Raw genomic sequence first — 25,288 nt, forward strand, 5'->3', positions numbered from 1 at the left:
AGGGTGACACGGGGCAACTTGGGAAAACCCCGTGTCGGAACTGGTTAACGCAACAGGAAAGGTTACTTCGCGACCACGCGGAACTGCGTGCCCCATGGGTCGGCGAACTCATGCGCCTTCAGCTTGGCCAGCGCATCCGCATCGGCCTCAAGCACCACTTCGGCCAGCCCGGTGGCATTGGCGCTGCGTTTGCGCGCGCCGCGGCTGTTCCAGATATTGCCGGCCAGATGGTGGTGATAGCCGCCGGTGGAAAAGAAACTGGCCCCGAAGCGGTGCGAGGTGCGGTCCATGTTCAGATCGTTCAGCATGAAGCCTTCGGCCTGACCGACATCGCCGACCTGCAGGTGAACGTGGCCGACGACCGTGCCATCGGGTGCGGCCTGCCATGCCCGGCCCTGATCCAGCAGCGCCTGCACGTCCAGACGGATCGTGTCCATCTGCACCTCGTCGCCGATCCATGTCCACTGGTCGCGGGGACGGTCGGCATAGATCTCGATGCCGTTGCCTTCCGGGTCGCGCAGATAGATCGCCTCGCTGACCAGATGGTCCGATGCGCCGTCCAGCGCGATGCGGTTCACGGCGATGTGGTGCAGCCAGTCGGCCAGCGCCTGACGGTCGGGCAGCAGAAAGGCGGTGTGAAACAGCCCGGCCTCATTCGGGCGGGCGCGGGCGGCGGTGTCGCGGCGCAGCTCAAGCAGGGGTTTTGCGCCGATGCCCAGAACGCGGGTTTCGCCATCGCCCGACAGCGGGTGCAGGCCGATGATCTTTTCGTAGTAATCCCCGACTTTCGCCAGGTCATTGACGGTCAGCAGGACTTTGCTGATCTGGATGGGGGCGTCGCTGATAGCCATGATGATCTCCTGTGTTGGGCAGAAGATAGCGGCGCTGATTATGTCGTTAAATGGCGCAGATATGGGAAGTCATTCCCTGAAATGGCGACAATTGGGCGATTTGCCAATCCGGTGCAAAACGCGCATGATGCGGGACCATTTTTGCCGGACCGACATGCCCCCCAAAGCCAAAGCCAGACCCAAAGCCGCCCCGCAACCTGCGCGCCAGCCGGAACGCCCCGAACCTGCGCCGCTGGCGGTGGACCAGTCGCGGATGGAGATCTTTCTGGTCGCCACGCCCGGCCTTGAGGATCCGCTGGCCGATGAGGTCCGCGATCTGGGCTACAGCCCGCAGATCCAGCCCGGCGGCGTCACCTTTATCGGTGGCTGGCCCGATGTCTGGCGCGCCAATCTGTGCATTCGCGGGGCAACGCGGGTGCTGGCGCGCATCGGCAGCTTTCGCGCCATGCATCCGGCGCAACTGGACAAGCGCGCGCACCGCTTTCCTTGGGCCGATTTCCTGACCCCCGCCATTCCCGTCCGGGTCGAGGCGACCAGCCGCAAATCCCGCATCTATCACGCCGGGGCCATCATCCAGCGGATCGAGGCCGCGCTGAAAGACAGTCTGGGCGTCACCATCGCCGAGGATGCGCCGCTGACGATCAAGGTGCGGATCGAGGACGATCTGTGCACCATCAGCCTTGATACCTCGGGCGAAAGCCTGCATCGCCGCGGCCACAAGCAGGCCGTGGGCAAGGCCCCGATGCGCGAAACCATGGCGGCGATGTTCTTGCGCCAATGCGGCTTTGACGGGCGCGAACCCGTGCTGGATCCGATGTGCGGGTCGGGGACATTCCCGCTTGAGGCCGCCGAGATGGCCACCGGCCTGCAACCGGGCCGCCTGCGCGACTTTGCGTTCCAGCACCTGACCAGCTTCGACCCCGAAGCATGGGCCGCCCTGCGCATGCCGGCCCCCGTGCAGACGGCGCTGCGCTTTTACGGCAGCGACCGCGACCCCGGCGCCATCCGCATGAGCCGCGACAACGCCGAACGCGCGGGCCTTGGCGCGATCACGGATTTCCAGAACCTGTCCATCAGCGACATCCAGCCGCCCGAGGGTCCGCCCGGTCTGGTCATCATCAACCCGCCCTATGGCGCGCGGATCGGCAACAAGGGCCCGCTGTTCGGCCTGCATGCCGCGATGGGGGAAACCCTGCGCAGCCGCTTTGCGGGCTGGCGCATCGGCATCGTCACCAGCGAGGCGCAACTGGCCCGCGCCACCGGCCTGCCCTTCCGCGAGCCGGGGCCCTATGTCGCGCATGGCGGGCTGAAGGTGCGACTGTATCAGACCGCGCCGCTGTAACGCCGTCCTTGCACAAACGCCGTCCTTGCAGAAACGCAAGACACCGGATCATATGGCATAACGCCTTTGATCCGGTTCATTTCATCATGAAAACCCTTGCTGCTCTGGCCAGCCTGTGCGCCGCCCCCGCCTTTGCGGAATGTCCTGACGATACGGAGCTGCTGTTCGGCTGTTTGATCGTCGAACGCAATGCCCAGATCGAGATGTGCCGTGGCGACGGTCAGATCCGCTACACCTACGCGGTCGATGGCGAACCCGAACTGCAATTCACCGGCCCGGCATGGGGTGGTGTCAAGGCGCGGGTGCAGGGCATCCACGGCGCGACCTATGGCAGCGCAGCGCGCACCGGCGACAGCTTCTACGCGGTCTGGGTGGACGGCGCGATGATGGCGCTGGACGGCGAAGGGCAGGATCTGGGCTCGCCCAACCCGGCCGTGTTGCAGGTCTATGGCTCAGAGGCGGATTTCACCGCCTATCGGGCCGACGCCCCCATCGCGCGGCGCGTCTGCTATCCGCCCAGCATCCAGTTCGACCGCAGCAATTTCGGGCCGGGCTGATGCTGCGATATCTGATCCTTGCCCTGACGGCGACCCCGGCCACCGCGAACTGCGTGCCGCCCCTGATGCCGGTCTTTTCGTGCAATATCATGACCGCTGATCAGCGGGTCGAGATCTGCGCCTCGCCGCCGGGTCAGGACGGGGTGTCGCAGACCTTCACCTATAACTTCGCCTCGGGCATGGCCCCGTCCGAGCTGTATTTTGAAACGCCCGGCTATTACTTCTCGACGAAATATTACCGCATCCGCGAACAGGCGGAAAACACCACCGGCATCGGGCTTGAACATGGCGGCACGGTCTATGCGGTGCATCTGACCGGCGTGGATGGCGGGTATGTCCGCGCGGCGCAACTGCATGTCTATGACAGCGTGCCGGATTTCCAAAGCGAGGCCGGCGAAACCGAAACGCTGCGGCTTTACTGCGCGCCCGACACGACCCGCGTGAACTGGGATTTTATCCGCCCCTGATCCTTGGCGCCCCTGATCCTTGCCGCTAATCCTTGCCGTGCCGCGCCATGGCCTGCCGCGCGGGCCAGCGGGGCAGGGCGGGCACCTCCAGCGTGTCGCCCGGCCTGATTTGGCCCGCCAGCCAGATCAGATCGCGCCGGGCCATGGCGATGCAGCCCGCCGTCGGAAAGCCCGGCCTGCGCCACTGATGCAGAAAGATCGCCGAGCCGCGATCCGCCAGCCCCTCGGGCCAGTTCCAGTCGGTCAGCAGCACGATGTCATACAGCGGATCGGGCCGCCGCATCGCCTCATGGCTGGCGGCAAAGGGCGCGCGCACCGCATGGTTATAGGCCGCATGCCCCGAGGCATCGCACCACAGATCGCCCGGCAGGATCGGCCGCGCCCAAGGGCTGGGCCGCGCCACGCGATCGGGGCGGTACAGCACCCCCACGATGCGGTGCAGACCGATCGGCGTCGCGCCGTCGCCTTCGCGCTTGTCGGCGCTGAGGCCGCCGCGCCCGACGCTGCAGGGGATGACGCGCGCGCCGATGCGCAGACCCATCGGGGACAGGATCACAGCAGATGCCCCGATTTGGCGGCCTTCACGTCCAGATAGCCGGTATTGTGCCGGTTGCGCGGCGTGATCAGCGGCACACGTTCGGTCACGGCAATGCCGTGGCTGGCCAGCATGTCGACCTTGCGCGGATTGTTCGTCATCAGCCGGGCGGCGCTGAAGCCCATTTCGCGCAGGATGCCCGCGCCGATGCGGAAATCCCGCTCATCATCCTCAAAGCCCAGACGGTGGTTGGCCTCGACCGTGTCGAAGCCCTGATTTTGCAGGGCATAGGCGCGCATCTTGTTGGCCAGCCCGATGCCGCGGCCTTCCTGATTCAGATACAGCAGCACGCCTTCGCCCGCCCGCCCCATGGCTTGCAGTGCGGCGTGCAACTGCGGTCCGCAATCGCATTTCAGGCTGCCCAGCACATCGCCGGTGAAACAGGCCGAATGCAGCCGCGCCAGAACCGGGGCATCGCGGGGCGGCGCGCCGATCTCGACCGCGTAATGTTCGGCCGCGCCGTCATCGGGGCGAAAGATGTGCAGCTTCGAATTCTCGGCCGCCAGCAAGGGCAGCCGCGCCGCGGCCACCGGCGCCAGATGCGCCTCGGTCGCCAGCTGCGCCAGGGCCGCGCCCGGCTCCAGCGCGGTCAGCCCGTCCAGCGGCGCGGCCACGCGCACCAGCAAGGCCGCAGGCAGCAGTTGCGCCGATTTGGCCAGTGCAATCGCCGCCCGATGCGGCAGGGCGTTGCCGCCACGCTCGCTGACAAAGGGCCCCTTCATCGGCGTCATCAGATCGCCCGCCGGATCGGCAACCGCGCGCAGCCATGCCCAGTCGGCGCTGTCCGGCAGCACGATCCGCGCCAGATCGCCGTCATAGGCCCGCGCCTTCAGCGTGCCCGCCCGCCGTTCCGTGATGACCAGCACCGCCGGTCCCAGCGCGCGCATCAGGGCCAGCCGGTCGCGCGACAGCGTCTCGACCGCCGCCGCGACATAGCCGCCCAGACTGACCGGCAGCCCCATGCGCAGATCGGCCCGCGCACGGGAAACGGTTTCGGTCAGGGTCGGGATCAGGGACATGGCACACGCCGGATTGAAACAAACTGTAACATAGGGCCGATTTCCGACAACTCCATGTGAGAATTGCTGCAATGCGCTGGACGCCCGCCCCATGCGCCCTCACCTTTCCGTCAAATCGCCAAAGGAGGCAAGAGAATGGCCGGACTGAAAAAGATCCTGCTGGTCGATGACGAAGAAGACCTGCGCGAGGCCTTGGCCGAACAACTGACCGCAACCGAGGATTTCGAGGTCTTCGAGGCAGGCTCGGGCCACGAAGCCGTCGAACGCACCAAGGGCGCGATCTACGATCTGGTCGTCCTTGACGTGGGCCTGCCCGACACTGACGGGCGCGAGCTGTGCAAACGGCTGCGCAAGCAGGGCGTGAAATGCCCCATCGTCATGCTGACCGGGCATGATACCGATGCCGATACCATCCTCGGCCTCGACAGCGGCGCGAACGACTATATCACCAAGCCGTTCAAATTCCCGGTCCTGCTGGCCCGCCTGCGCGCCCAGCTGCGCACGCATGAACAATCCGAGGACGCCATCTTCCAGCTTGGCCCTTATACGTTCAAACCGGCGATGAAGATGCTGATCGACGTGAAGGACCGCAAGATCCGCCTGACGGAAAAGGAAACCAACATCCTCAAGTTCCTGTATCGCGCGCAGGACGGCGTCGTGCCGCGCGACATCCTGCTGCACGAGGTCTGGGGCTATAACGCGGGCGTCACCACGCACACGCTGGAAACCCACATCTATCGCCTGCGCCAGAAGATCGAGCCCGACCCCTCGAACGCCCGCCTGCTGGTGACGGAATCCGGCGGCTACCGTCTGGTCGCCTGAAAATCACCCAGGCCCGGAACGCGCGGCAGGTCCGCGCGTTACCACCCCGAAGCCCAGTGGTCAGCGGATATGGCCACCAGATGCCCGGCCCGTTTCCTGCAAGGCGCAGGCGGCCGGGCAAGGTCTTCTCTGTTCTGCAAATACTCACATCGCGACATAACCCCTTGGCGCGACGTTGGGATTGCGGGCATGATGCCGCAATGCTCGGCCTGTTCCTGATCCTTCTCGGCAGCTTCGGCGTGATCGCCACCCATGTCGTCATCTGGTGGCTGGTGAATTTCGGCTGCGGCATGAACACGACCGGATGCCGGACCGATGGGCTGACGCTGTTTCTGCGCTTCATCGTCTCGGCCGAGGCATGGTTCTACTGGTTCCCGCTGATCCTGTCCGTGGCGCTGGTCGCCTCGGGGCTGCACATGCGTCATGTGGACAAGCGCCCACCCAGCCCCTAGGGTCCGCCGACACCCCAGACCCGACACCCCCAGATCCGGAGCGCGCCCATGTTCACCCTTGCCACCTGGAACATCAATTCGGTCCGCCTGCGCGAGGCGCTGGTGGCGCGGTTCCTGACCCAGGAAGCCCCCGACATCCTGTGCCTTCAGGAAATCAAAAGCCCGGTCGAGAAGATCCCGCTTGAGGCGTTCCACGCGCTTGGCTACCGCCACATCGTGGCGCGCGGCCAAAAGGGCTATAACGGCGTGGCGATCCTGTCGAAACTGCCGATCGAGGATGCGGGGGACCGCGATTACGCCAGCCTTGGCCATGCCCGCCATGTCGCGGCCAGACTGGAAAACGGCGTGACGATCCACAATTTCTATGTCCCGGCGGGCGGCGACATTCCCGACCGCGAACAGAACATCAAATTCGGCCAGAAGCTGGATTTCCTGACCGAGATGCGCGACGCCTTCCATGCCGACAACCCGACGCGCGCGATCATGGTGGGCGATCTGAACATCGCGCCGCGCGAAGACGATGTGTGGTCGCACAAGCAATTGCTGAAGATCGTCAGCCATACCCCGATCGAGGTCGAACATCTGGGCGCGGCGCAGGATGCCGGAAAATGGGTGGACATCACCCGCAAGGACATCCCCCAAGGCCAGCTTTATTCGTGGTGGAGCTACCGCGCCCGCGACTGGGACGCCGCCGACAAGGGCCGCCGTCTGGACCATATCTGGGCCACCCCCGATATTGCCAATGCCGGCCACAACAGCCGCATCCTGCGCCCCGTGCGCGGCTGGGAACAGCCCAGCGATCATGTGCCGGTGCTGGCAAGCTTTGATCTTTAAGGGCGCGCTTACCCGGAGCTGATCTGCCAGACGGTTTCCGGTGTCTGGGCATCCGCCGCTGACATGCGCCGGTCCTGCGTCAGGTTTTCGATCAGCGTGCAGCCCAGCACGAATGCCTGCAATGGATCGGCGCCATAGATGCGCTTCTCCTCAAGCTGACCGGCAATCGTGACGGTCGCATAGAAGGCGCCATCCTCGTCGCACGCCCCATCGCAGTGGATCGACGCTTCGGCGGTATGCCCCGCAAGCATGACAATTCGGATCGGTCGCATTGTATGTCCTTTGCGCCGTGGGCCATCTGGGCAGCAGACAGTCCCAATCGCCCTGACGCAAGCCGAATGCATCCGCGACAGCGGCGCAGGGCCGCCAAACCTTGCAACCCCCGGCCCCATCCTCCATCTAGGAACCAAACGTTCCGCATGAGGATATCCGATGCTTGAGCTTGGCTCTGCCGCCCCCGCCGATGCCCCGACCGATCTGATCAAGGACACGTCCGAGGCGACGTTCATGGCCGATGTCGTCGATGCCTCGATGCAGGTGCCGGTCATCGTCGATTTCTGGGCGCCGTGGTGCGGGCCGTGCAAGACACTTGGCCCTCAGCTTGAAGAAGAGGTGAAAAAGGCCAAGGGCCGCGTCCGCATGGTCAAGGTGAACGTGGACGAAAACCAGATGATCGCGGGCCAGATGCGCGTGCAGTCGATCCCGACGGTCTATGCCTTCTTTCAGGGCCAGCCCGTCGACGGCTTTCAGGGCGCGGTGCCGCAAAGCCAGATCAAGCAATTCGTCGACAAGCTGGTCGCCATGTCGCCCGAAGACAACGGCCTTGCCGACGCGCTGGAGGCCGCCGAAGCCATGCTGACCGAAGGCGCGGCGGAAGACGCTGCCGAAACCTTTGCCGCCATTCTGGACGAAGAACCCGAAAACGCCGCCGCATGGGGCGGGCTGATCCGCGCCCGCGTGGCCGCAGGAGATCTGGACGCCGCCGAAGCCGATCTGGCCCGCGTGCCCGCCGCTGCCGCCAAGGCCGCCCCGGTCGAAAACGCGCGTGCGCAGGTGCAACTGGCGCGGCAGGCAGCATCGGCCGGTCCGCTGGACGATCTGCGCCAGAAGGTCGAGGCCGATCCCTCGGACCAGCAGGCGCGCTTCGACTATGCCACGGCGCTGCATGCCGGCGGCCAGATCGAAGAGGCGATCGACCAGCTTCTGGACGCCTTCCGCCGGGACCGCGAATGGAACGATGCGGCGGCCAAGGCGCAGCTGATCACCATCTTCGATTCGCTGAAAGCCACCGATCCCATCGCGCAGAAAGGTCGCAGGCGTCTGTCGTCGCTGATCTTTGCCTGAGGCCATCATGCCCCGCAGCGCCGATCTGCCGCAGACCATCCCCCTGTTCCCTCTGGCGGGCGCGGTGCTGCTGCCCCGCACGCGCCTGCCCCTGCAGATCTTCGAGCCGCGCTATCTGCAGATGGTCGAGGATGTGCTGAAAACCCCGGACCGGCTGATCGGCATGATCCAGCCCGCTCAGCCCGGCAGCGATACACTGTCGCTGATCGGCTGCGCGGGGCGGATCGTGGCGTTTTCGGAACTGGACGACAACCGTCTGATGATCTCGCTGAAGGCGCGATCACGCTTTCGCCTGCAAAAGACCGAACAGGGCTTTCTGCCCTATCTGCGCGGGCAGGCCGATTGGCGCGGCTTCGAGGGTGATCTTGACCCGCGCCCGGAATCCCTGGCGGGCTTTGACCGCAGCGCGCTGCTGCAACGGCTGTCGCGCTATGCCGAACGGCGCGGGCTGACGACCGATTGGGACGCCGCCGAGGCGTCCGAGGAGGAGCTGCTGGTCAATTCGCTGTCCATGCTGCTGCCCTTCTCGGCCGAGGAAAAACAGGCGCTGCTGGAAAGCCCGACCCTTGCGGATCGCCGCGAATTGCTGGACGGGTTGCTGGAATACGCCCTGCGCGGCGGCGATGATGAGGAAATCCTGCAATGAGCGAATCCACCACCCAGCAACGCGGCTTTGATCGCCACATGCTTGAGGCGCTGGTCTGCCCGGTGACGCATACGACGCTGCGCTATGACGCGCAGGCGCAAGAGCTGATCTCGGATGCGGCGGGGCTGGCCTTTCCGATCCATGACGGCATTCCGATCATGCTGATCGACGGCGCGCGTCAGATCAAGGCCGACTAGGCCAAGACCCTTGGCTGGTGCCGGGGCTTAAAGCCCCAGCCCCTCATCCGTGCCCAGCATGATGTTCAGGTTCTGGACCGCCGCGCCGGATGCCCCCTTGCCAAGGTTGTCCAGAACGGCAACCAGCACCGCGCAGCCGTTTTCGGCATCGCCATGCACCGAGATTTCCAGCCGGTTCGTGTCGTTCAGCTTGGTCGGCACGACGCGGGCCTCGGCATCGACCACGCTGATGAAACGCTGGCCATCGTAATGGGCCGCCAGCGCGGCGCGCAGATTGTCCAGATTGCGCTGGCCGTTCAGATGCAGCGGGATCTGCACCGCCATGCCTTGCGCGAAATTGCCGACCGAGGGCGCAAAGACCGGGCGCGCACCCAGACCGGCATATTTCACGATCTCGGGCAGGTGCTTGTGCTTTTGCGCCAGCGCATAGACGAAGGCCGCAGGGGCCTCGCCCCGGTCATATTCGCCGATCAGTTCCTTGCCGCCGCCGGTATAGCCCGACACGGCATTGATCGACAAAGCCTCATCCGGGGCGATCAGACCGGCCTTGACCAGCGGAGCCAGCAGGGCAATCGCGCCGGTGGAATAGCAGCCGGGATTGGACAGGTATTTCGCCCCGGCAATCGCTGTGCGGGCATCCGGCGTCAGTTCGGCGAAACCGAAGACCCAGTCGGGATCGACGCGATGCGCGGTCGAGGCGTCGATGAAGCGCACGTCCAGACCCTCGGCCAGCGCAACGGCGTCCTTGGCCGGGCCGTCGGGCAGGCACAGGATCGCCACATCGGCGGCGGCCATGGCGTCACGGCGTGCCCCGGCCTCTTTGCGGCGGGCGGGATCGATCTGGATCAGTTCGACATCGCTGCGCTGTTGCAGACGGTCACGGATCTGCAGGCCCGTCGTGCCAGCTTCGCCGTCGATGAAAACCTTGTGTGCCATGGGGCCTCCTGCATTTGCGCGCATGATTAGCGCGGCTGGACCTGCGGGACAACGGTTCACATGGTTGTCACGAAGTGGTCACACCGCGCACAGGTCCGAGCGGGTCAGGAACCGTTTTTCGCGCCCGTTGTCCAGACTGAACATGCCGCCGCGACCGGGCACCACGTCGATGATCAGCCGCGTGTGCTTCCACGCCTCATATTGGCTGGCCGAGATATAGAAGGGCATGCCGCCGATCTCTCCCAGTTTGACATCGCGTTCGCCGATGCGGAAATCGCCCTGCGCATAACACATGGGGGATGACCCGTCGCAGCAGCCGCCCGACTGGTGAAACATCACCGGGCCATGATCGGCGATGATCTCGGACAGCAATTCCAGCGCGGCAGGGGTCGCCTCGACCTGATCCAGAACGGTATTCATGTTTTCAGCCTTTTCTTCAGCAGGCGCATCACCTGACGTTCCTCGGCGGTCAGATCGGTGCCATCCAGCGACTGTTCGATTTCGTCGCGCAGCACGATCTTCAGATCATCCGCCAGATAGGCGTCGATGATCATCGGGTGGATATAGCATTTCCGGCAGATCGCCGGGGTATTGCCCAAGGTCGCGGCGACCGTGACAATGGCTTCGCGCACGTTGCGCTTGGCGGCGGCTTCGCTGTCGAACGCCTCATAGGCGGCCAGAGCCATCGCGGCCAGCACCGTGCCGGTCCATGTGCGGAAATCCTTGGCCGTCACCTCGCGCCCGGAAATGTCACGCAGATAGTCGTTCACCTCGGTCGAGGTGACGCTGCACCGGGTGCCGTCCTCGTCCAGATATTGAAACAGCCGCTGGCCCGGCAGATCCTGAACCTTGCGCAGCGTGGTGGCGACGCGGCGGTCGCGCAGCCCGATATCCCATTCCTTGCCGCCCTTGCCCTTGAAGCGGAACTGCACATTGCTGCCGCTGATGCGGGCATGACGGTCGCGCAATGTGGTCAGGCCGTGCGATTTGTTGTCGCGGGCATAGATGTCATTGCCGACCCGGATCATCGTCACCTCCAGCAGATGCACGATGGTCGCCAGCACCTTGTCGGCCCCCAGACCGCGCAGTGACATGTCGGCATCGACGCGGGCGCGGATCCTGGGCAGGCTGGCGGCGAAGTCCAGCATATGTTCAAACTTGGCGCTGTCGCGGAACGCCCGGAACTTGGGGTGATAGCGGTATTGCTTGCGCCCGCGCGCATCGCGTCCGGTCGCTTGCAGATGCCCGCGCGGATTGGCGCAGATCCAGACATCGGCATAGGCGGGCGGGATCGCCAGTGCGCGGATGCGGTCCAGCGTGCGCTTGTCGCGCAGCAGATCGCCCTTGGCATCGCGATAGGAAAACCCCTTGCCGCTGCGGCGTCGGGTGATGCCCGGCATGTCGTCGCTGACATGCACCAGACCCGCATCGCTGGCGGCGTCCTTGGGGTCGACGATCAGGCTGTCCTTGGGCATGGCGGCCATCCGGCTTGCGGGGCTATCGGGACAAACGCCGCGACCCCGCCACGGGTTCACCGGGCAGACCGCGAAGGCCCGCCCGGCAAGGTCATGCGGTCAGAAGAAGCCCAGCTTCTTGGGAGAATAGCTGACCAGCATGTTCTTGGTCTGCTGGTAGTGGTCCAGCATCATCTTGTGCGTCTCGCGGCCGATGCCCGACTGCTTGTAGCCGCCAAAGGCCGCATGGGCCGGATAGGCGTGATAGCAGTTGGTCCAGACCCGCCCGGCCTTGATGCCGCGCCCCATGCGGAAGCAGGTATTGGCATCGCGCGACCACACGCCCGCGCCAAGGCCGTAAAGCGTGTCATTGGCGATGGACAGCGCCTCGGCCTCATCCTTGAAGGTGGTGACGGACACCACGGGGCCAAAGATTTCCTCTTGGAAGATGCGCATCTTGTTGTTGCCGCGGAAGATCGTCGGCTGGACATAGAAGCCGCTGGAAAGCTCGCCCCCCAGATCCGCCGCCGACCCGCCGGTCAACACCTCGGCGCCTTCCTTCTTGCCGATGTCCAGATAGGACAGGATCTTTTCCTTCTGTTCGCTGGAGGCCTGCGCGCCGATCATGGTCGAGGAATCGCGCGGGTCGCCCTGCTTGATCGCCTCCACGCGCTTCACCGCACGCTCCATGAAGCGGTCATAGAGCGATTCCTGGATCAGCACGCGCGACGGGCAGGTGCAGACCTCGCCCTGATTCAGCGCGAACATCGCAAAGCCTTCCAGCGCCTTGTCGAAGAAGTCGTCGTCTTCGCGGCCCACATCGTCAAAGAAGACGTTGGGGCTTTTGCCACCCAGTTCCAGCGTCACCGGGATCAGGTTTTCCGAGGCGTATTGCATGATCAGCCGCCCGGTCGAGGTTTCGCCGGTAAAGGCGATCTTCGAGATGCGCGGGCTGGAGGCCAGTGGCTTGCCTGCCTCAAGGCCGAAGCCGTTGACGACGTTCAGCACGCCCGGCGGCAGCAGATCGCCGATCAGGCTGATCCAGACCATGATGCTGGCCGGGGTCTGTTCGGCGGGTTTCAGCACCACGCAGTTGCCGGCGGCCAGCGCCGGGGCCAGTTTCCAGCAGGCCATCAGCAGCGGGAAGTTCCACGGGATGATCTGGCCCACAACGCCCAGCGGCTCGTGGAAGTGATACGCGATGGTGGTTTCGTCGATTTCGGAAATCGAGCCTTCCTGCGCCCGCAGCACACCGGCGAAATAGCGGAAATGGTCGATGGCCAGCGGCACGTCGGCGGCCATGGTTTCACGGATCGGCTTGCCGTTGTCCCATGTCTCGGCGGTGGCCAGCAGTTCCAGATTGGCTTCCATCCGGTCGGCGATCTTCAGCAGGATGTTCGACCGCTCGGCGGCGGGCGTCGCGCCCCAGCGGTCTTTCACCGCATGGGCGGCGTCCAGCGCGGCCTCGACATCTTCTGCACCCGAGCGGGCGATCTCGCCGATCTCGGCGCCGGTGATGGGGGTGGTGTTGGTGAAATAGCGACCCGCTTTCGGGGCCACCCAATCGCCGCCGATGAAATTCTCATAGCGCTTGGCAAAGGGCAGTACGCCGACACCCTTGAAGTCATGCGTCTGATCGTTGGGCATGTGTTCCTCCATTCACACCGGCTCCTCCTGCCGGTTTCATGAAGTCAGTTTGAACCGCCCGGCGCACAAATCAACGCGGCCATCCATGCCGCAGCGCGGAATGTGTTTCACCCACGGGACAGTCGCCCCGGATTTTCCGAAATACCCAGCCGCTGCATCCGCCGATACAGCGTCGCGCGTCCGACCCCCAGCGCGCGGGCCGCGGCCGAGACATTGCCTTCGGCCCGGGCCAGCGCCCGAATCACCGCAGCGCGTTCGGCACGTTCAAAGCCCGTCACCTCATCGTCGCGGCCAAACAGGTCCGATGCGGGACGCGGGCGCAGCACGCCTTCCTTTTCCAGCCCGAAGGCACGACGGGCCGCGCGGTTCGCGCCGATGGCCAGATCGTCCTTGTCCACGGCGACCAGCGCCTCGATCCCATCGGTCTGCGCCGACAGGATGCGCGCGCCGGGAAACGAGGCGCGAAAGAACGCCGCCTCGATCTGCCGGGCGCTTTGCGCGACCTGCGCGCCGATCAGCGCGTTCCAGCGCTCGGTGTGATCCGACCGGGCCGAGCTGACATCCAGCGCCCCGATCAGCCGCCCGTCCGGGCCCCAGATCGGCGCATCCATGCAGGACAGCCCGGTATTGCGGGCATAGAAATGTTCGTCGCGATGGATCGTGACCTGCCGCCCCTCGGCCAGACAGGTGCCGATGCCATTCGTGCCCTCGGCCTGTTCCGACCAGTCCGTGCCGTTCCACAGCCCCCATTCGCGAAAGGTCTCGGCATCGGCGTCGTTGACGCGCTGTTCCAGCACGATCCCCGAGGCATCCGTCAGCAGCACATTGCAGCCGGTCGGGCAGACAAGCTGGAACAACTGATCGAGCTGCGGGCGGGCGACGGTCAGAAACCCGTCCAGCCGTTCGCGGCGCTCGGCCAGTTCACGGGTGGTCATGGCCTGGATCTGCGGCGCGCGCGCCGGATCAAGCCCGTGTTTCAGCATCGAGCGGCGCCAGCTTGCGGCCAGCCGCGTCACGGCGGCGGGCGATGCCGATGCAAGGGCAACGCGGTCTTCGTGGCGATCTTCGGGCAAGGCTCCCCCCTTTCCCATATCCGGCCATTATTGCGCGTGCGGGGCGGTCGGGCAAATGAAAAACCCCGGCCAGGGATGGGCCGGGGTTTGTCTTCAGGGGGTGACGGTGACTGTGCCGCCATCGCTCCATGCGCGGTATTCGGGGCGATACATGTCCTCGACGCTGGCGGCGGGGTGGCGGAACGTGCCGGGTGTCACGGCGCGCAGGATATAGACCAGCGTGAACGGGTCTTCGCTGGTCCAGGTCAGCGCGGCGGCGAACCGGTCGGCGCGGAACTCGGTCATCTCGGCATCGGTCTGCCCCTCCAGCCAGTCCAGCGCCGAGACATCGCCCGCCCGGATCAGGTTCGGGTTGTCGATCTCCCAGCCGGCGGGCAGGGGGTCGCTGACGATCAGCCGACCGCCGCCTGCCTGCTGCGGCTGGACGGTGATCCGGGCCACCATGCGCGTGCCCTGCGCCACGGATGCCGGGTCGATCGCCTCACCCTCGGTCGAGAAATAGCTGCGGCTGATCTGATAGCCGCGCCCGCCCGCTGCCGGAGGGCCGGCAGGCTTGCCGGTCGCGGTCAGCGTCACCTCCAGAGGCGTGTCGCCGCTATTGGCGATGGCGGCATCGGCGTCGGGCAGGGCGGTAACGGGCTGGTTCAGCGCCACGCCGTTCAGCATCGCGGGCGGCGTCGATTGCGACAGCGCCCGCGCCGCCATCACCGTCCAGACCGATTCCTGCGTGGACAGGCTGCGCCCGTCTTCCTGCGCCCGCGCGATGCGTTCGGCGACCTGACTGGTCAGTTCGGTGGTGTCGATCACCTGGGTCTTTGCCTCGGCCGCCAGGGCCAGCATGGCGGTGGCATCGCGCAGCTTGGTGCCGTAATCGCTGCGGAAGCCATAAGGTTCGGGCGCGCCAAGGTTCAGCAGATTGCGGGCCTGCGTGAACATGCGGTCGGCGCGCTGCTGATCGCCATAGGATGCCAGCGCCGCCCCCAGATTGGCCGCAGCCATCGGTGTGGCAAAGGCCCCCGCCGCCGTGTCCGCGTAATAGCGCAGATCGCCCACTGTCGCCGCGCGTTCGCGGGCCAGAACCGCCAGCGCATAGGCAAGGGCCGCGTTGTCTTCGGGGTCTGCCGCGCTGGGCTCGGTGGCGTAATTGGCGCGGTTGCGCAGGTTGTCGATGGCCTGACGGAAGGCGGTGTCCGGCACGGCATAGCCCGCCGCACGGGCCTTGGACAGGAAGTCGGTCACATAGGCCTCAAGCCACAGATCGCCGCTGTCGGCCTGCCACAGCCCGAAGCCGCCATTGCTGCCCTGCCGGGTCAGGATCTGGGTGATCGCCTGTTGGACCTGCTGGCCGGTATCGCCCGCCTCCTTCACGCCCCCACCTTCCACGCCCTCGGTGGCGGCAAGGCCGGGCAGATACAACAGCGGCATTGCCCCCGAGGTCAATTGCTCGGTGCAGCCATAGGGATAGCGGTCCAGCCGCGCGATGGCACCCGCCACGTCCAGCCGCGCATAGGGCCCGACTGCCGCCGTCAGCATCGCGCCGGGCAGAATGCCCTGCGTCAGCGCGGGCGGCAGGGTGATGCTTTGGCCGGGCGCGACGACCAGCCGGTCCTGACGCTGGATGTCGGTTTCGTTCAGCGCCACGGGGATCACGATGTCCTTGGTCAGCGCCTGCCCGTCGGGCGTGGTCAGCGTCAGGCGCAGATTGGCGCGGCCTTCGGACATGCCGGCGGTCACCGGCATCTGCACCTGCGCCTCGGCCCGGTCGGCCAGCGTCACGCTGTCCACGGGCAGGGTCAGGCTCACCGGCGCATCGCCTCCGGTCTGTTCGACCGCCAGCCCCATCTGCCCCGAGGGGCCGGTCGCATGGGTCAGCCGCAGGCCGACCTGCGCCTGATCGCCCGGCGCAAGGAAGGCGGGCGCGGTCACGGTCATCACCACCGGGTCGCGCACCAGCACCGAGGCATCGGCCTGCCCCACGCCCTTGGCCGACCAGACCACGGCCATGACGCGGACCTCGCCGTTGAAATCGCCGACCGGCACCTGCACCGTGGCCGTGCCGTCCGGGCCAAGCGTGACCGGGCCGGAAAACCAGCTCATCAGCTTTTCCGTGGGCGGCGGGGCTTCGGCATTGCTGGCAAGGCTGGCATCGCCGCCTTCGCGCAGCGCACCGTCCGGCGCGCCGGTGGGCAGGATCAGCCGCCCATACAGATCGCGCAGGCCCACGCCAAGGCGGCGCTGGCCGAAATAGTGATCCGAGGGATCGGGCGGGGTGAATTTGGTCAGGTTCAGGATGCCCTGATCCACGGCGGCGATGGTGGCCTGCACCGTGTCGCCTTCGGCGGCGCCTTCGACGCGCAGGGTCACGGGAACCGTGCCGCGCGGACGGGTTTCCTGGGGCGCCTCGATGCTGGCGGTCAGCCTGCGGTCGCCGGGATCGACGGCGGCATGGGCCAGACCCAGCGCCCGGATCGGCTCGCGCTGGCCGGGGGCCGCGGCCTCCAGCGGGCGGATGGCGGACACGGTGACATAGACCCCCGCCCCCCAATCGTCCGTCACCGGCATCTCGATGCTGTTTTCGCCCGCTTTCAGCGAGACGGTGCGCATCGACACCAGCCGGTTCGACAGCACCGACACGATCCCCATGCCGTCGCTGGCCGCCTGCACCTTCACCTGCGCGGTATCGCCGCTGCGATAGGCGGGCTTGTCCAGCACGACCTGCAGCCGGTCGGGCGTGGGCGTGCCTGCATCGGCAATCGCGCCCCAGCCCGCATGGAACTGCACCGAGGACGCGCCGCCCTGACCCGAGGCAGGTTCGACCACCAGCTCATACTGCCCCCATGCGACGGTGGCGGTAATCTCGGCGGGGGCGTCGCCGGGTTCGGCCGTGCCCTCGGCGATCCGGCTGCGCGAGGTGATCGCTTCCCAGTTCCATTGTCCGCCGATGGAATACCACTGATAATCCGTGTCGATGCGGTTCAGCACCCAGCGCACGGGCTGGGCTGCCGGTTTCAGATCGGGGCCGACGGCAACCACGGCAAAGCGCGCCTCGGACCCTTCGGACACGGTGTCGCCCTGAAACAGCGGGCGGATGCCGATGACCGGCTGATCCGGCATCACCACCCGCGATTCCACACGCTCGACCGGGCGGCCTGCGCCTTCGCGGATGTCGATGATCGCCTGCGCGTCATAGGGGCGGGGGCCAAGATCGCCGGGCAGGGTGATCTGCGTCTGATAGCTGCCCGTCGCATCGGTCGAACCGCCGGGCAGGCTGTTCGTCACCGGCGAGGCATCGTCGTCTTCGCGGCCAAAGGCAAAGCCGTCAAAGCCTGCCAGCCTGCGGGTTGGCGACAGGCGCAACTGGCCTTCGACCGGCAGATTGGCGGCGGGCGCGCCGAACAGCCAGCGCGCGGTCAGCGACAGATCCAGCGTGCCGCCCGCCCGCGCCGCGCCTTCGGGCAGGGAGGGGGTGAAGTCGATGCGCTCGGGCAGGAAATCCTCGACCAGCAGGCGCTGGGTGGCCAGGGCCGGGCCATCGGCCTCGGCGCGCAGTTCCAGCCGCCATGTGCCGCGTGGCGCATTGCCGGGGATCTGCCAGTTGACGGTCGCGCCCCCCGCAGCAGCGGCGGTGGGGGCAAGGCGCGTGGCCTCGACCCCATCGGGACGCAGGACCACGGCGGTCAAGGGCAGGTTCTCCAGCGCACGGGCATCGGCGTCGCGGGCCAGAATCGTGGCGTTCACCGTTTCGCCCACGCGATAGGCGCCGCGATCGGTCGTCACGAACAGGTCGATGGGCGGGGCAGGCGGCGCGCCTTCGACGCCGCGATCGGACAGATCGAATTCCGGGTCCGACAGCGACAGAAAGGCCATGTCACGCGGCGCAAGATTGTCGCCTTCGCCCTGCCAATAGGTCACGGTGACCAGCGCGGGGGCCGCGCCATCCTTGCCAAGTGCCAGCCCCGGCGCGAAACGCGCCACGCCCTGATCGTCGGTCACGGTCTTGGCCAGCACCTCGTTCGAGCGGCTGACCAGCGCCACCTCGGCATCGACCTTGGCCGAGGTGTCTTTCAGGCTGCGCACCGCGACCGTCAGCCCGTCCGTCCCCGAGAAGGTGGAAATCCCGAAATCCGAAATGACGAACCACTGCGCCGCAAGCCCGGTATCCGAGACGTTTTCGTTCTGGATCCCGGCCTGAAGGATATAGATACCGGGCTCCAGCGGGCCTGCCTCGGCGGGAATGGCCAGACTGGTGGTCAGTTCGCGGTTCAGCACGTCCTGCCCCACGGGCTTGGCCACCTGCGCCGTGCCCTTCCAGACCTCGCGCGCCATCTGGTCGCTGAAATAATCCGCCTGCCAGCTGTCCAGAGGCTTGGCGAACATGTCCTCGGTCATGGCGCGGATCAGGTTGCGGTCCGAGATCTTCAGCAAACCCAGGTTCAGCTGATCGGCATTCACCGTCACCACCGACAGCCGCTGATCGCCCGAGGCGGGCAGCACATAGGCCCGGCCCGCAAAGCGGACCTCGGGGCTGCGGTCGCGGACATAGCCGGTCAGCGCCACGTCGCGGGCCAGTTTTTCGCCATCCGCCGAAGGCAGACCCGCGCGCAGTGTCAGCGCGACCTGTTGGCCATGGGTCAGCCCGCCGATGCACAGACGGTTGCCGTCCGCCTCGACCGTCAGATCGCCGGCGGGCAGGCGCAGGAACGGCGCATAATCGGTGCCGCTGTCCAGTTCGCGCGACATGACGGCGCAGAAGCGCGGCATCCGGCCTTCGGATCCGACCTGACTGTCGGTGACGCGCAAGCCGTTGCGGGCCTCGGATTCCTGCAATGCCGTGGCGATGGCGCTGTCGCCCGGTACCAGAACCGCCGCCAGCCGCAGCGCCTTCAGTGCGTCGGGGCCACGGCCCAGCCGTTCCTGCGCCATGGCCAGCCATGACAGCGCCCGGGCTGCGACCGCGTCCTGATCGGCGCGCAGATAGCCGTTCACCGCCATCGAGGCGATGGCCGCCGAGGCATCGCTGCTGTCGGAATCGCTGGTATAAAGCGTCAGCCGCGCAAGGTCCGTCCAGTCGGCGCCGGTATCGTCGCGGGCGACGATCTGCGCCGTGATGCGCGCCGCCTCGGCCAGATCGCCGCGATTTTCGGCCTGGGTCGCGGCCTGACGCGCGTCGCCCGCACCCAGTGCGGCATTCATCGCCGCGAATGTCCGCGCCTGTGCCTGCGCCGCCGTCAGATCCGGGGCGGCGATGAAGGGCGCGGCCGCCGCACGCGATTCGGCCCGCAGCCGGATCTCGGCGCTGGTGGCCACGACCCGGCCCGACAGGGCGCCCGCGAAAGCGGCGGGCGCACCTGCGCCTTCGCCCTTGGGGAAACAGGCGCGGGCATTCTGGTTATAGGTCAGCGCCGTGCATTGCGCATCGCCCAGACAGGCCTGAATGCAGGCCTGCAACGTGGTGTCGAAGATCTGGCCCAGATCGCCGCCCGGCATGTCGGTATCGGCCTGCAACTGGATGCGCTTGGCAGGCAGCGGCCCATCCTGTGCGTGAACCGGCATGGCCAGCGACAGCCCAAGGGCCAAGGTTGCGGGAATGATCCGAAGCCAGCTGCGATCTTGCATGATGTCCCCTCCTGCGCGCGCGGCTTCGTTGTCGCATTGCCGCGCGGATCAGGCAATCACGCTATTCCCATTCAAGTTGAGAATATGCGGTGGCCGCGTTCCTTGCGGTGGTGGCGTTGAAATCGGCCCAGCCTTCGGAATAGGGCTTCATCATCTGGGTGATCGCCGGGATCGCCTGAGACAGCGCCATGCCGCCGCGGATCGCCCGGCGCGTCGTGTCGCGCAGTTGCGTCAGATACTGGATGGTCGGCGCGCTGGCCTGATCCCATGTCGCGCTGGCCGGGCCATGGCCGGGAACGATCAGCGCGGGCGTCGGCTGCGGCGGGGCGGACAGCCAGTCCAGCCAGCCCGACAGCGACCCGTCCAGCGAAGGCGTCAGACCGCGAAACAGCAGATCGCCGGTAAAGAGCGTCCCCGACTCGGTGTCCAGCACGGTCAGATCATTGTCGGTATGGGCCGGACCGACCGGGGTCAGCTGCAATTCCGTGCGACCCAAAGAAATTGTGATCGGCTGGCTGACCGGCTGATCGACACCCGTGATGCGGCTGCCCGCAAAGGCCCCGGCCCCGATCTGGCGCGGGATCGAGACCATCCATGCGGCGGTCCTTTGCGCCACCGCCTCGGGCAGTCGGGCATTGGCGGTGACGGTCGCGCCCGCTTCGGAAAACACCTCGGCCCCCAGAATGTGGTCGGGATGCATATGGGTCAGGACGACATGGCTGATGGGCGCATCGGTGACGCGGCGGATCGCGGCGTAAAGCGCCTCGCCCTCGGCGCGGGTGCCGCCTGCGTCGATCACCGCCACGCTGTCGCCGACCACAAAGGCCAGATTGGCGATGCGTCCCTGATTTTGCGGGGAAATCTGCGCGATTGTGCCCTGATGCAGATAAACATCATCCGCGATTTCCTGCACGCTCAGCGCCGGGAGGTCAGCGGTCGGCACGCAGGAGATGGCCCCACCCGTCAGGTCGGGATGGCGCGCCAGCCAGTCCCGCGCGATGGGGCCTGCGCGCTGTTCGCATTGCTGCTGCTGCGCGGCGTCTCCGGCGGGCAGAAGCCGCGGGGCGCAGGTGTCGGGGCTGGCCACCAGACAGGCGGCAAGGACCAGATGGAACATGCCGTTCCCTTCATCTTCTTCGGCGCGGGGGCGAAGATTAACACGCCCGCCCCCTTCCCACCATAGCGGCCTCGGCATAAGACCTTTGGCGGGTTGACTGGCTGGGTCATGCGCCTAGCATCAACCTGTCCGCATCTGCGGCTGCTTGAAGAGGAGAGACTACTCATGGCTTGGACCAAACCTGCGCTGAAGGAAATTTCCTGCGGCATGGAAATCAACATGTATGCCCCGGCCGATGACGAGCCGGTGCTGTTCTGAAGCGAAACTAGAAACGTCCGGTCCCTGACTTGGGGCCGGACGCGCCGGAAGCGTGGATCATGCGTATCGTAATTCTGGGCACCGGCGCCGGTGGCGGGCTGCCGCAGTGGAACTGTGGCTGCGCGCATTGCGACGCGGCCCGCGATGGGCGCATTCCGCCCATGACCCAAAGCTCGATCGCCGTATCGGCGAATGGCACGGATTGGGCGCTGATCAACGCCTCACCCGACCTGCGCCAGCAGCTTTCCGCCACGCCCGCCCTGTGGCCGGGGCAGTTGCGCGGATCGCCCATCCGGTCGGTGCTGGTGACGAATGGCGACATCGACCACGTCGCGGGTCTGCTGACCCTGCGCGAAGGGCAGGTCTTCGATCTGTTTGCCACGCCCGCCATTCATGACGTGCTGGCCGCGAACCCCATGGTTTCGGCCTTGGCGGCCGACAAGGTGGCGCGCCGCCCGGTGGTGATGGACCAGCCCTTCCAGATCGCACCGGGGTTGCAGGCCACGCTGTTTGCCGTGCCCGGAAAAGTGCCGCTTTACCTTGAGGGCGACACCGTGGACACCGGCCTTGTCGGCGAACAGACCGTGGGGGTCGAATTCACCGCCAATGGCCGCCGCGTCTATTACATCCCCGGCTGCGCCCATGTGCCCGACTGGCTGGCGGCCCGGATCTCGGGGGCGGATGTGTTGCTGTTCGACGGCACGCTGTGGACCGATGACGAAATGGTGCGCGCAGGCCTTGGCCCCAAGACGGGGCGGCGGATGGGCCATGTCTCGGTCTTTGGCCCCGAGGGCAGCATGGCAGGTCTGGCCGGGCTGACGGTCGGTCAGCGCATCTATGTGCATCTGAACAATTCTAACCCTCTGGTCGATCCCGACAGCCCGCAGCGCGCCGAAGCCGCCGCGGCGGGCTGGCAGATCGCCCATGACGGCATGGAGATCACGCCATGAAGCTTGCCGACCACCGGCCCCAGTCCCGCGCCGATTTTCACGACCGCCTGCGCCGCATCGGCGTCGAACGCTATCACGACCGCCACCCGTTTCATAAGCGGCTGCATGGCGGCGAATGTTCGGGGGACGAGGTGCGGGCATGGGTCATCAACCGCTGGCAATACCAGTCGCGCATTCCGATGAAGGACGCGGCCTTCATGTCCCGGCTGGAGGATCCGCAGCTGCGCCGCATCTGGCGCAGTCGCATCGAGGATCATGATGGCGGCGTCGATGCGGGCGGCGGCATCCGGCGCTGGCTGGCTTTGGCGCAGGCGGTGGGGCTGGATCCCGATTACGTCGCCAGCGGCGTGGGCGTGCTGCCCGCCACGCGCTTTGCCGTCGATGCCTATGTCCGCTTCGTGCGCGACATGCCGCTGCTGGATGCGGTCGCGGCCTCGCTGACGGAAATGTTCGCCCCCAAGATCCATGCCGAACGCATCGAGGGGCTGCTGAAGCATTACGATTTCGCCGATGAGACAAGCCTTGCCTATTTCCGCAACCGCCTGACCGAGGCGCGCAAGGATGTGGAATTCGGCCTGACCTATGTGCTGGACCATGCCGACACGCTGGAAAAGCAGGATGCGGCGGCGGCGGCGCTGACGTTCAAGACCGATGTGCTTTGGGCGCAGCTTGACGCGCTGTGGAATGGCTATGTCGAAGGGCGCACGCCCCCCGGCGCATGGCGACCGGGCGAAGGCATGGCCAGGCTGCAGCAGGGCGCAGACATGGTGGGTGTGTCATGACCCATCGGCTGAACAATGCCAGCGTGCCCTTTCTGCCGCGCGGCGTGCGGCTGCATGACGACCGGGTGCGCGGCATTCGCGTGCTGCTGGCGCCCGAACGCGCGATGCAGCTGGATGCCGTGGGCGATGCGATCCTGTCCGAACTGGACGGCAAGCGCAGTGTAGCCGAAGTCATCCTGATCCTGTGCCAGCGCTATCAGGCCCCCGTCGAACAGATCGAGGGCGATGTGCGCGATTTCCTGACCGGGCTGGTGGACCGGCGCATGGTGCATCTGTCCTGCGTGGGGGCCGAGCCATGAATGACGTGCCGCGCGATATCCGGGGCAATCCGGTGCGTGTGGGCCTGCCCATGGCGATGCTGGCCGAGTTGACGCATCGCTGCCCTCTGGCCTGCCCCTATTGCTCGAACCCGGTGGAGCTGGCGCGGGTGCAGACCGAACTTTCCGCCGAGGAATGGGGCGACGTGTTCCGGCAGGCGGCGGATCTGGGCGTCTTGCAGGTGCATCTGTCGGGGGGCGAGCCTGCCTCGCGCCGGGATCTGACGCAGATCGCGACCATGGCGCGGGATGCGGGGCTGTATGTGAACCTGATCACCTCGGGGATCGGGCTGACACAGGCGCGGCTGGCCGAGCTGGATGGCGTGGTGGATCATGTCCAGCTGTCGCTGCAGGGCATCGACGCCGAGATGGCCGACTGGATCAGCGGCTATGGCGGCAGCTTCGCGCGCAAGATGCAGGTGGCCGAATGGGCCGGTCAGATCGGCTTTCCCATGACGCTGAACGCCGTGGTGCATCGCCAGAACCTTGACCGCCTGCCCGAGATGATCGATCTGGCCGAGCGGCTGGGCTGCCGCCGGATCGAGGTCGCGACCGTGCAGTTCCACGGCTGGGCCGATCTGAACCGCCGCCCGCTGATGCCTACGCTGGCGCAGGCGCAGCGCGCCCGTGACGTGGTGAATGAGGCAAGGCAGCGGCTGCGCGGCATCATGGTCATCGACTATGTGCCCGCCGATCATCACGCGGCCTTTCCCAAGGCCTGCATGGGCGGCTGGGCCAGCACCGGCATCAATATCGCGCCCGATGGCGTGGTTCTGCCCTGCCACGCGGCGCAGACCATCAAGGGGCTGGAATTCCAGACCGTGCGCGAGGCCCGTCTTGCCGATATCTGGCGCGACAGCCCCGCCTTCAACGCATTTCGTGGCACCGCATGGCTGCCCGAACCCTGCGCGGGCTGCGACCGGCGCGAGATCGATTTCGGGGGCTGCCGCTGTCAGGCCATGGCGATGGCGGGCGATGCAACCGCGACCGATCCCGTCTGCTCGCGGTCCTCGTTCAACGCCCGGCTGCGCGCCGAAGCCGAGGCGGATGCCGCCAGCGACGACACCGCGCTGGTCTATCGGCGCATGGCAAAGGAAAGACGGATATGAGACTGGCTTTCGTGTTTGCATTGCTTGCCGCGCCCGCCTTGGCGCAGGACGTGGAAAACCCGCTGCAGCCGTCCGAATTATGGGATGACATGCGGGAAAGCGTCATTGGAACCAACCAGGAACCGCCGGTCGATCCGGCGGTTCTTTTGCTTGATGCGCCCAAGCGCGCCGACAATCCCGCGCTTGTGCCGATCCACATCACCCAGCCGCCGGGCGCGCCCGATGTGACCGCGCTGTCGCTGGTCGTGGATGGCAACCCCGCGCCGGTGGCCGCTGAATTCACCTTTGGCAAGGCGCTGATGCCGCTTGATTTCGAAGTGCGGCTGCGCGTCGATACCTATTCGGATGTGCGCGCCATCGCCACGCTGGCCGATGGGCGCAAGGTGATGGCGGGGCGCTTTGTGCGCGCCTCGGGCGGGTGCGCCGCGCCTGCAGGCAAAAGCATGGATCAGGTGCGCGCCACCATGGGCGAGATGCGGTTTCGTCAGGCCGCCGAAGGCGGGCGCGACATCGGCACGCTGATGATCCGCCATCCCAATTTCTCGGGGTTGCAGCGCGATCAGGTGACGCTGCTGACCATTCCCGCGGAATTCATCCAGACGCTTGAGGTCAAGCAAGGCAGCGCCCAGCTGTTCACGATGAATGCGGGCATCTCGATTTCCGAGGATCCGGTGTTCCGCTTTGCCTATCGGGCGGACGGGCCGGTCAGCGTCCACGCGCAGGATACCGAAGGCCGGGTCTGGGACCAGTCCTTCAACGGCGGAAGCTAGGCGCTTCGTGGGCGGCATCCCGGCCTGCCGAGGGCTGGCAGGGTGATTCTTCCAGCGGCGACAGCCCGCGATGCGGGCAAAAGGCCGGCCAACGGGTCCGCCGCCGGAACAGAAACCGCCATGCGGCACCATG

The 25,288-nt window shown here is 66.4% G+C and carries 26 protein-coding genes; 15 read left to right on the forward strand and 11 right to left on the reverse strand.

From position 1 onward, the window contains the following. Positions 1–62: 62 nt before the first annotated feature. Positions 63–851 (reverse strand): VOC family protein, encoded by a 789-nt coding sequence (locus tag GL284_RS16540; protein ID WP_155045756.1) that lies wholly within the window; start codon positions 849–851, stop codon positions 63–65. Between the two features lie 253 nt (positions 852–1,104). Here GL284_RS16540 and GL284_RS16545 point away from each other — a divergent pair, with 253 nt between their 5' ends. From GL284_RS16545 to GL284_RS16555, 3 genes are all read left to right on the forward strand, one after another. Next, positions 1,105–2,193 carry a THUMP domain-containing class I SAM-dependent RNA methyltransferase gene (locus tag GL284_RS16545; protein WP_196216801.1) on the forward strand — a complete coding sequence of 363 codons (1,089 nt, stop codon included), beginning with the start codon at positions 1,105–1,107 and terminating at the stop codon, positions 2,191–2,193. Between the two features lie 86 nt (positions 2,194–2,279). Next, positions 2,280–2,750 (forward strand): hypothetical protein, encoded by a 471-nt coding sequence (locus tag GL284_RS16550; RefSeq protein WP_155045758.1) that lies wholly within the window; start codon positions 2,280–2,282, stop codon positions 2,748–2,750. Beyond that, positions 2,750–3,217 carry a hypothetical protein gene (locus tag GL284_RS16555; protein WP_155045759.1) on the forward strand — a complete coding sequence of 156 codons (468 nt, stop codon included), beginning with the start codon at positions 2,750–2,752 and terminating at the stop codon, positions 3,215–3,217. The genes GL284_RS16550 and GL284_RS16555 overlap by 1 nt, the downstream gene beginning before the upstream one ends. A gap of 25 nt (positions 3,218–3,242) precedes the next feature. On the opposite strand, the gene GL284_RS16560 is transcribed toward GL284_RS16555, so the two are convergent. Then, complete coding sequence (locus GL284_RS16560; RefSeq protein ID WP_155045801.1) at positions 3,243–3,758, reverse strand: L,D-transpeptidase family protein; 516 nt, start codon at positions 3,756–3,758, stop codon at positions 3,243–3,245. Between the two features lie 11 nt (positions 3,759–3,769). Beyond that, a complete protein-coding gene (gene ribA / locus GL284_RS16565; protein ID WP_155045760.1) occupies positions 3,770–4,831 on the reverse strand; it encodes a GTP cyclohydrolase II in 1,062 nt (353 codons plus the stop codon). Between the two features lie 135 nt (positions 4,832–4,966). Between ribA and GL284_RS16570 the strand changes: the two genes are divergently transcribed. The 3 genes from GL284_RS16570 (at position 4,967) to GL284_RS16580 (ending at position 6,939) form a co-directional block, all read left to right on the forward strand. Further along, positions 4,967–5,653, forward strand: a complete 687-nt coding sequence (locus GL284_RS16570) for a response regulator transcription factor (RefSeq protein WP_155045761.1) — start codon at positions 4,967–4,969, stop codon at positions 5,651–5,653. A 200-nt stretch (positions 5,654–5,853) separates the two neighbouring features. Further along, the gene (locus GL284_RS16575) at positions 5,854–6,105 is read left to right on the forward strand and encodes a hypothetical protein (protein ID WP_155045762.1); all 252 of its coding nucleotides are present in this window, start codon (positions 5,854–5,856) and stop codon (positions 6,103–6,105) included. 48 nt (positions 6,106–6,153) lie between these two features. Further along, positions 6,154–6,939 carry an exodeoxyribonuclease III gene (locus GL284_RS16580; protein ID WP_155045763.1) on the forward strand — a complete coding sequence of 262 codons (786 nt, stop codon included), beginning with the start codon at positions 6,154–6,156 and terminating at the stop codon, positions 6,937–6,939. A gap of 8 nt (positions 6,940–6,947) precedes the next feature. Here GL284_RS16580 and GL284_RS16585 read toward each other — a convergent pair whose 3' ends face one another. Beyond that, on the reverse strand, positions 6,948–7,211 hold the full coding sequence (locus GL284_RS16585; RefSeq protein WP_155045764.1) for a hypothetical protein: 264 nt from the start codon (positions 7,209–7,211) through the stop codon (positions 6,948–6,950). A 160-nt stretch (positions 7,212–7,371) separates the two neighbouring features. On the opposite strand from GL284_RS16585, the gene trxA reads away from it, so the two are divergent. From trxA to GL284_RS16600, 3 genes are read left to right on the forward strand one after another with little or no spacing between them, the layout of a single operon-like run. Then, positions 7,372–8,283, forward strand: a complete 912-nt coding sequence (gene trxA, locus GL284_RS16590; protein WP_155045765.1) for a thioredoxin — start codon at positions 7,372–7,374, stop codon at positions 8,281–8,283. Between the two features lie 7 nt (positions 8,284–8,290). After that, positions 8,291–8,929, forward strand: a complete 639-nt coding sequence (locus GL284_RS16595; protein WP_155045766.1) for an LON peptidase substrate-binding domain-containing protein — start codon at positions 8,291–8,293, stop codon at positions 8,927–8,929. Beyond that, complete coding sequence (locus GL284_RS16600; protein ID WP_155045767.1) at positions 8,926–9,126, forward strand: Trm112 family protein; 201 nt, start codon at positions 8,926–8,928, stop codon at positions 9,124–9,126. Before GL284_RS16595 ends, GL284_RS16600 begins: the two co-directional genes overlap by 4 nt. Before the next feature lie 27 nt (positions 9,127–9,153). On the opposite strand, the gene argC is transcribed toward GL284_RS16600, so the two are convergent. From argC to GL284_RS16635, 7 genes are all read right to left on the reverse strand, one after another. After that, positions 9,154–10,062: an N-acetyl-gamma-glutamyl-phosphate reductase gene (gene argC / locus GL284_RS16605; protein WP_155045768.1), complete on the reverse strand. Its 909-nt coding sequence runs from the start codon at positions 10,060–10,062 to the stop codon at positions 9,154–9,156. Positions 10,063–10,140: 78 nt separating this feature from the next. Then, on the reverse strand, positions 10,141–10,482 hold the full coding sequence (locus tag GL284_RS16610; protein WP_155045769.1) for a DUF779 domain-containing protein: 342 nt from the start codon (positions 10,480–10,482) through the stop codon (positions 10,141–10,143). After that, the gene (locus GL284_RS16615; RefSeq protein WP_155045770.1) at positions 10,479–11,537 is read right to left on the reverse strand and encodes a DNA topoisomerase IB; all 1,059 of its coding nucleotides are present in this window, start codon (positions 11,535–11,537) and stop codon (positions 10,479–10,481) included. Before GL284_RS16615 ends, GL284_RS16610 begins: the two co-directional genes overlap by 4 nt. 99 nt (positions 11,538–11,636) lie before the next feature. Beyond that, on the reverse strand, positions 11,637–13,163 hold the full coding sequence (adh, locus tag GL284_RS16620) for an aldehyde dehydrogenase (protein WP_155045771.1): 1,527 nt from the start codon (positions 13,161–13,163) through the stop codon (positions 11,637–11,639). A gap of 107 nt (positions 13,164–13,270) precedes the next feature. Continuing rightward, a complete protein-coding gene (locus tag GL284_RS16625; RefSeq protein WP_230383135.1) occupies positions 13,271–14,236 on the reverse strand; it encodes a GAF domain-containing protein in 966 nt (321 codons plus the stop codon). A gap of 93 nt (positions 14,237–14,329) precedes the next feature. Beyond that, positions 14,330–19,852, reverse strand: coding sequence for an alpha-2-macroglobulin family protein (locus tag GL284_RS16630; RefSeq protein WP_155045773.1), 5,523 nt, complete (start codon positions 19,850–19,852; stop codon positions 14,330–14,332). A gap of 61 nt (positions 19,853–19,913) precedes the next feature. Further along, positions 19,914–20,969 carry a quinoprotein relay system zinc metallohydrolase 2 gene (locus GL284_RS16635; protein ID WP_155045774.1) on the reverse strand — a complete coding sequence of 352 codons (1,056 nt, stop codon included), beginning with the start codon at positions 20,967–20,969 and terminating at the stop codon, positions 19,914–19,916. 165 nt (positions 20,970–21,134) lie between these two features. Here GL284_RS16635 and pqqA point away from each other — a divergent pair, with 165 nt between their 5' ends. Genes pqqA through GL284_RS16665 form a run of 6 tightly spaced genes read left to right on the forward strand, consistent with a single transcriptional unit; the run spans position 21,135 to position 25,155 of the window. Beyond that, positions 21,135–21,227 (forward strand): pyrroloquinoline quinone precursor peptide PqqA, encoded by a 93-nt coding sequence (gene pqqA / locus GL284_RS16640; protein ID WP_155045775.1) that lies wholly within the window; start codon positions 21,135–21,137, stop codon positions 21,225–21,227. Between the two features lie 59 nt (positions 21,228–21,286). Continuing rightward, a complete protein-coding gene (gene pqqB / locus GL284_RS16645; protein ID WP_155045776.1) occupies positions 21,287–22,177 on the forward strand; it encodes a pyrroloquinoline quinone biosynthesis protein PqqB in 891 nt (296 codons plus the stop codon). Beyond that, positions 22,174–22,959, forward strand: a complete 786-nt coding sequence (gene pqqC, locus GL284_RS16650; RefSeq protein ID WP_155045777.1) for a pyrroloquinoline-quinone synthase PqqC — start codon at positions 22,174–22,176, stop codon at positions 22,957–22,959. Before pqqB ends, pqqC begins: the two co-directional genes overlap by 4 nt. Beyond that, positions 22,956–23,258: a pyrroloquinoline quinone biosynthesis peptide chaperone PqqD gene (gene pqqD, locus GL284_RS16655; RefSeq protein ID WP_155045778.1), complete on the forward strand. Its 303-nt coding sequence runs from the start codon at positions 22,956–22,958 to the stop codon at positions 23,256–23,258. The genes pqqC and pqqD overlap by 4 nt, the downstream gene beginning before the upstream one ends. After that, positions 23,255–24,385, forward strand: a complete 1,131-nt coding sequence (pqqE, locus tag GL284_RS16660; protein WP_155045779.1) for a pyrroloquinoline quinone biosynthesis protein PqqE — start codon at positions 23,255–23,257, stop codon at positions 24,383–24,385. Before pqqD ends, pqqE begins: the two co-directional genes overlap by 4 nt. Next, positions 24,382–25,155, forward strand: coding sequence for a quinoprotein dehydrogenase-associated SoxYZ-like carrier (locus GL284_RS16665; RefSeq protein ID WP_155045780.1), 774 nt, complete (start codon positions 24,382–24,384; stop codon positions 25,153–25,155). Before pqqE ends, GL284_RS16665 begins: the two co-directional genes overlap by 4 nt. Positions 25,156–25,288: the final 133 nt, after the last annotated feature.

The organism is Paracoccus shanxieyensis, from assembly GCF_009711265.1.
GTDB lineage: Bacteria > Pseudomonadota > Alphaproteobacteria > Rhodobacterales > Rhodobacteraceae > Paracoccus > Paracoccus shanxieyensis.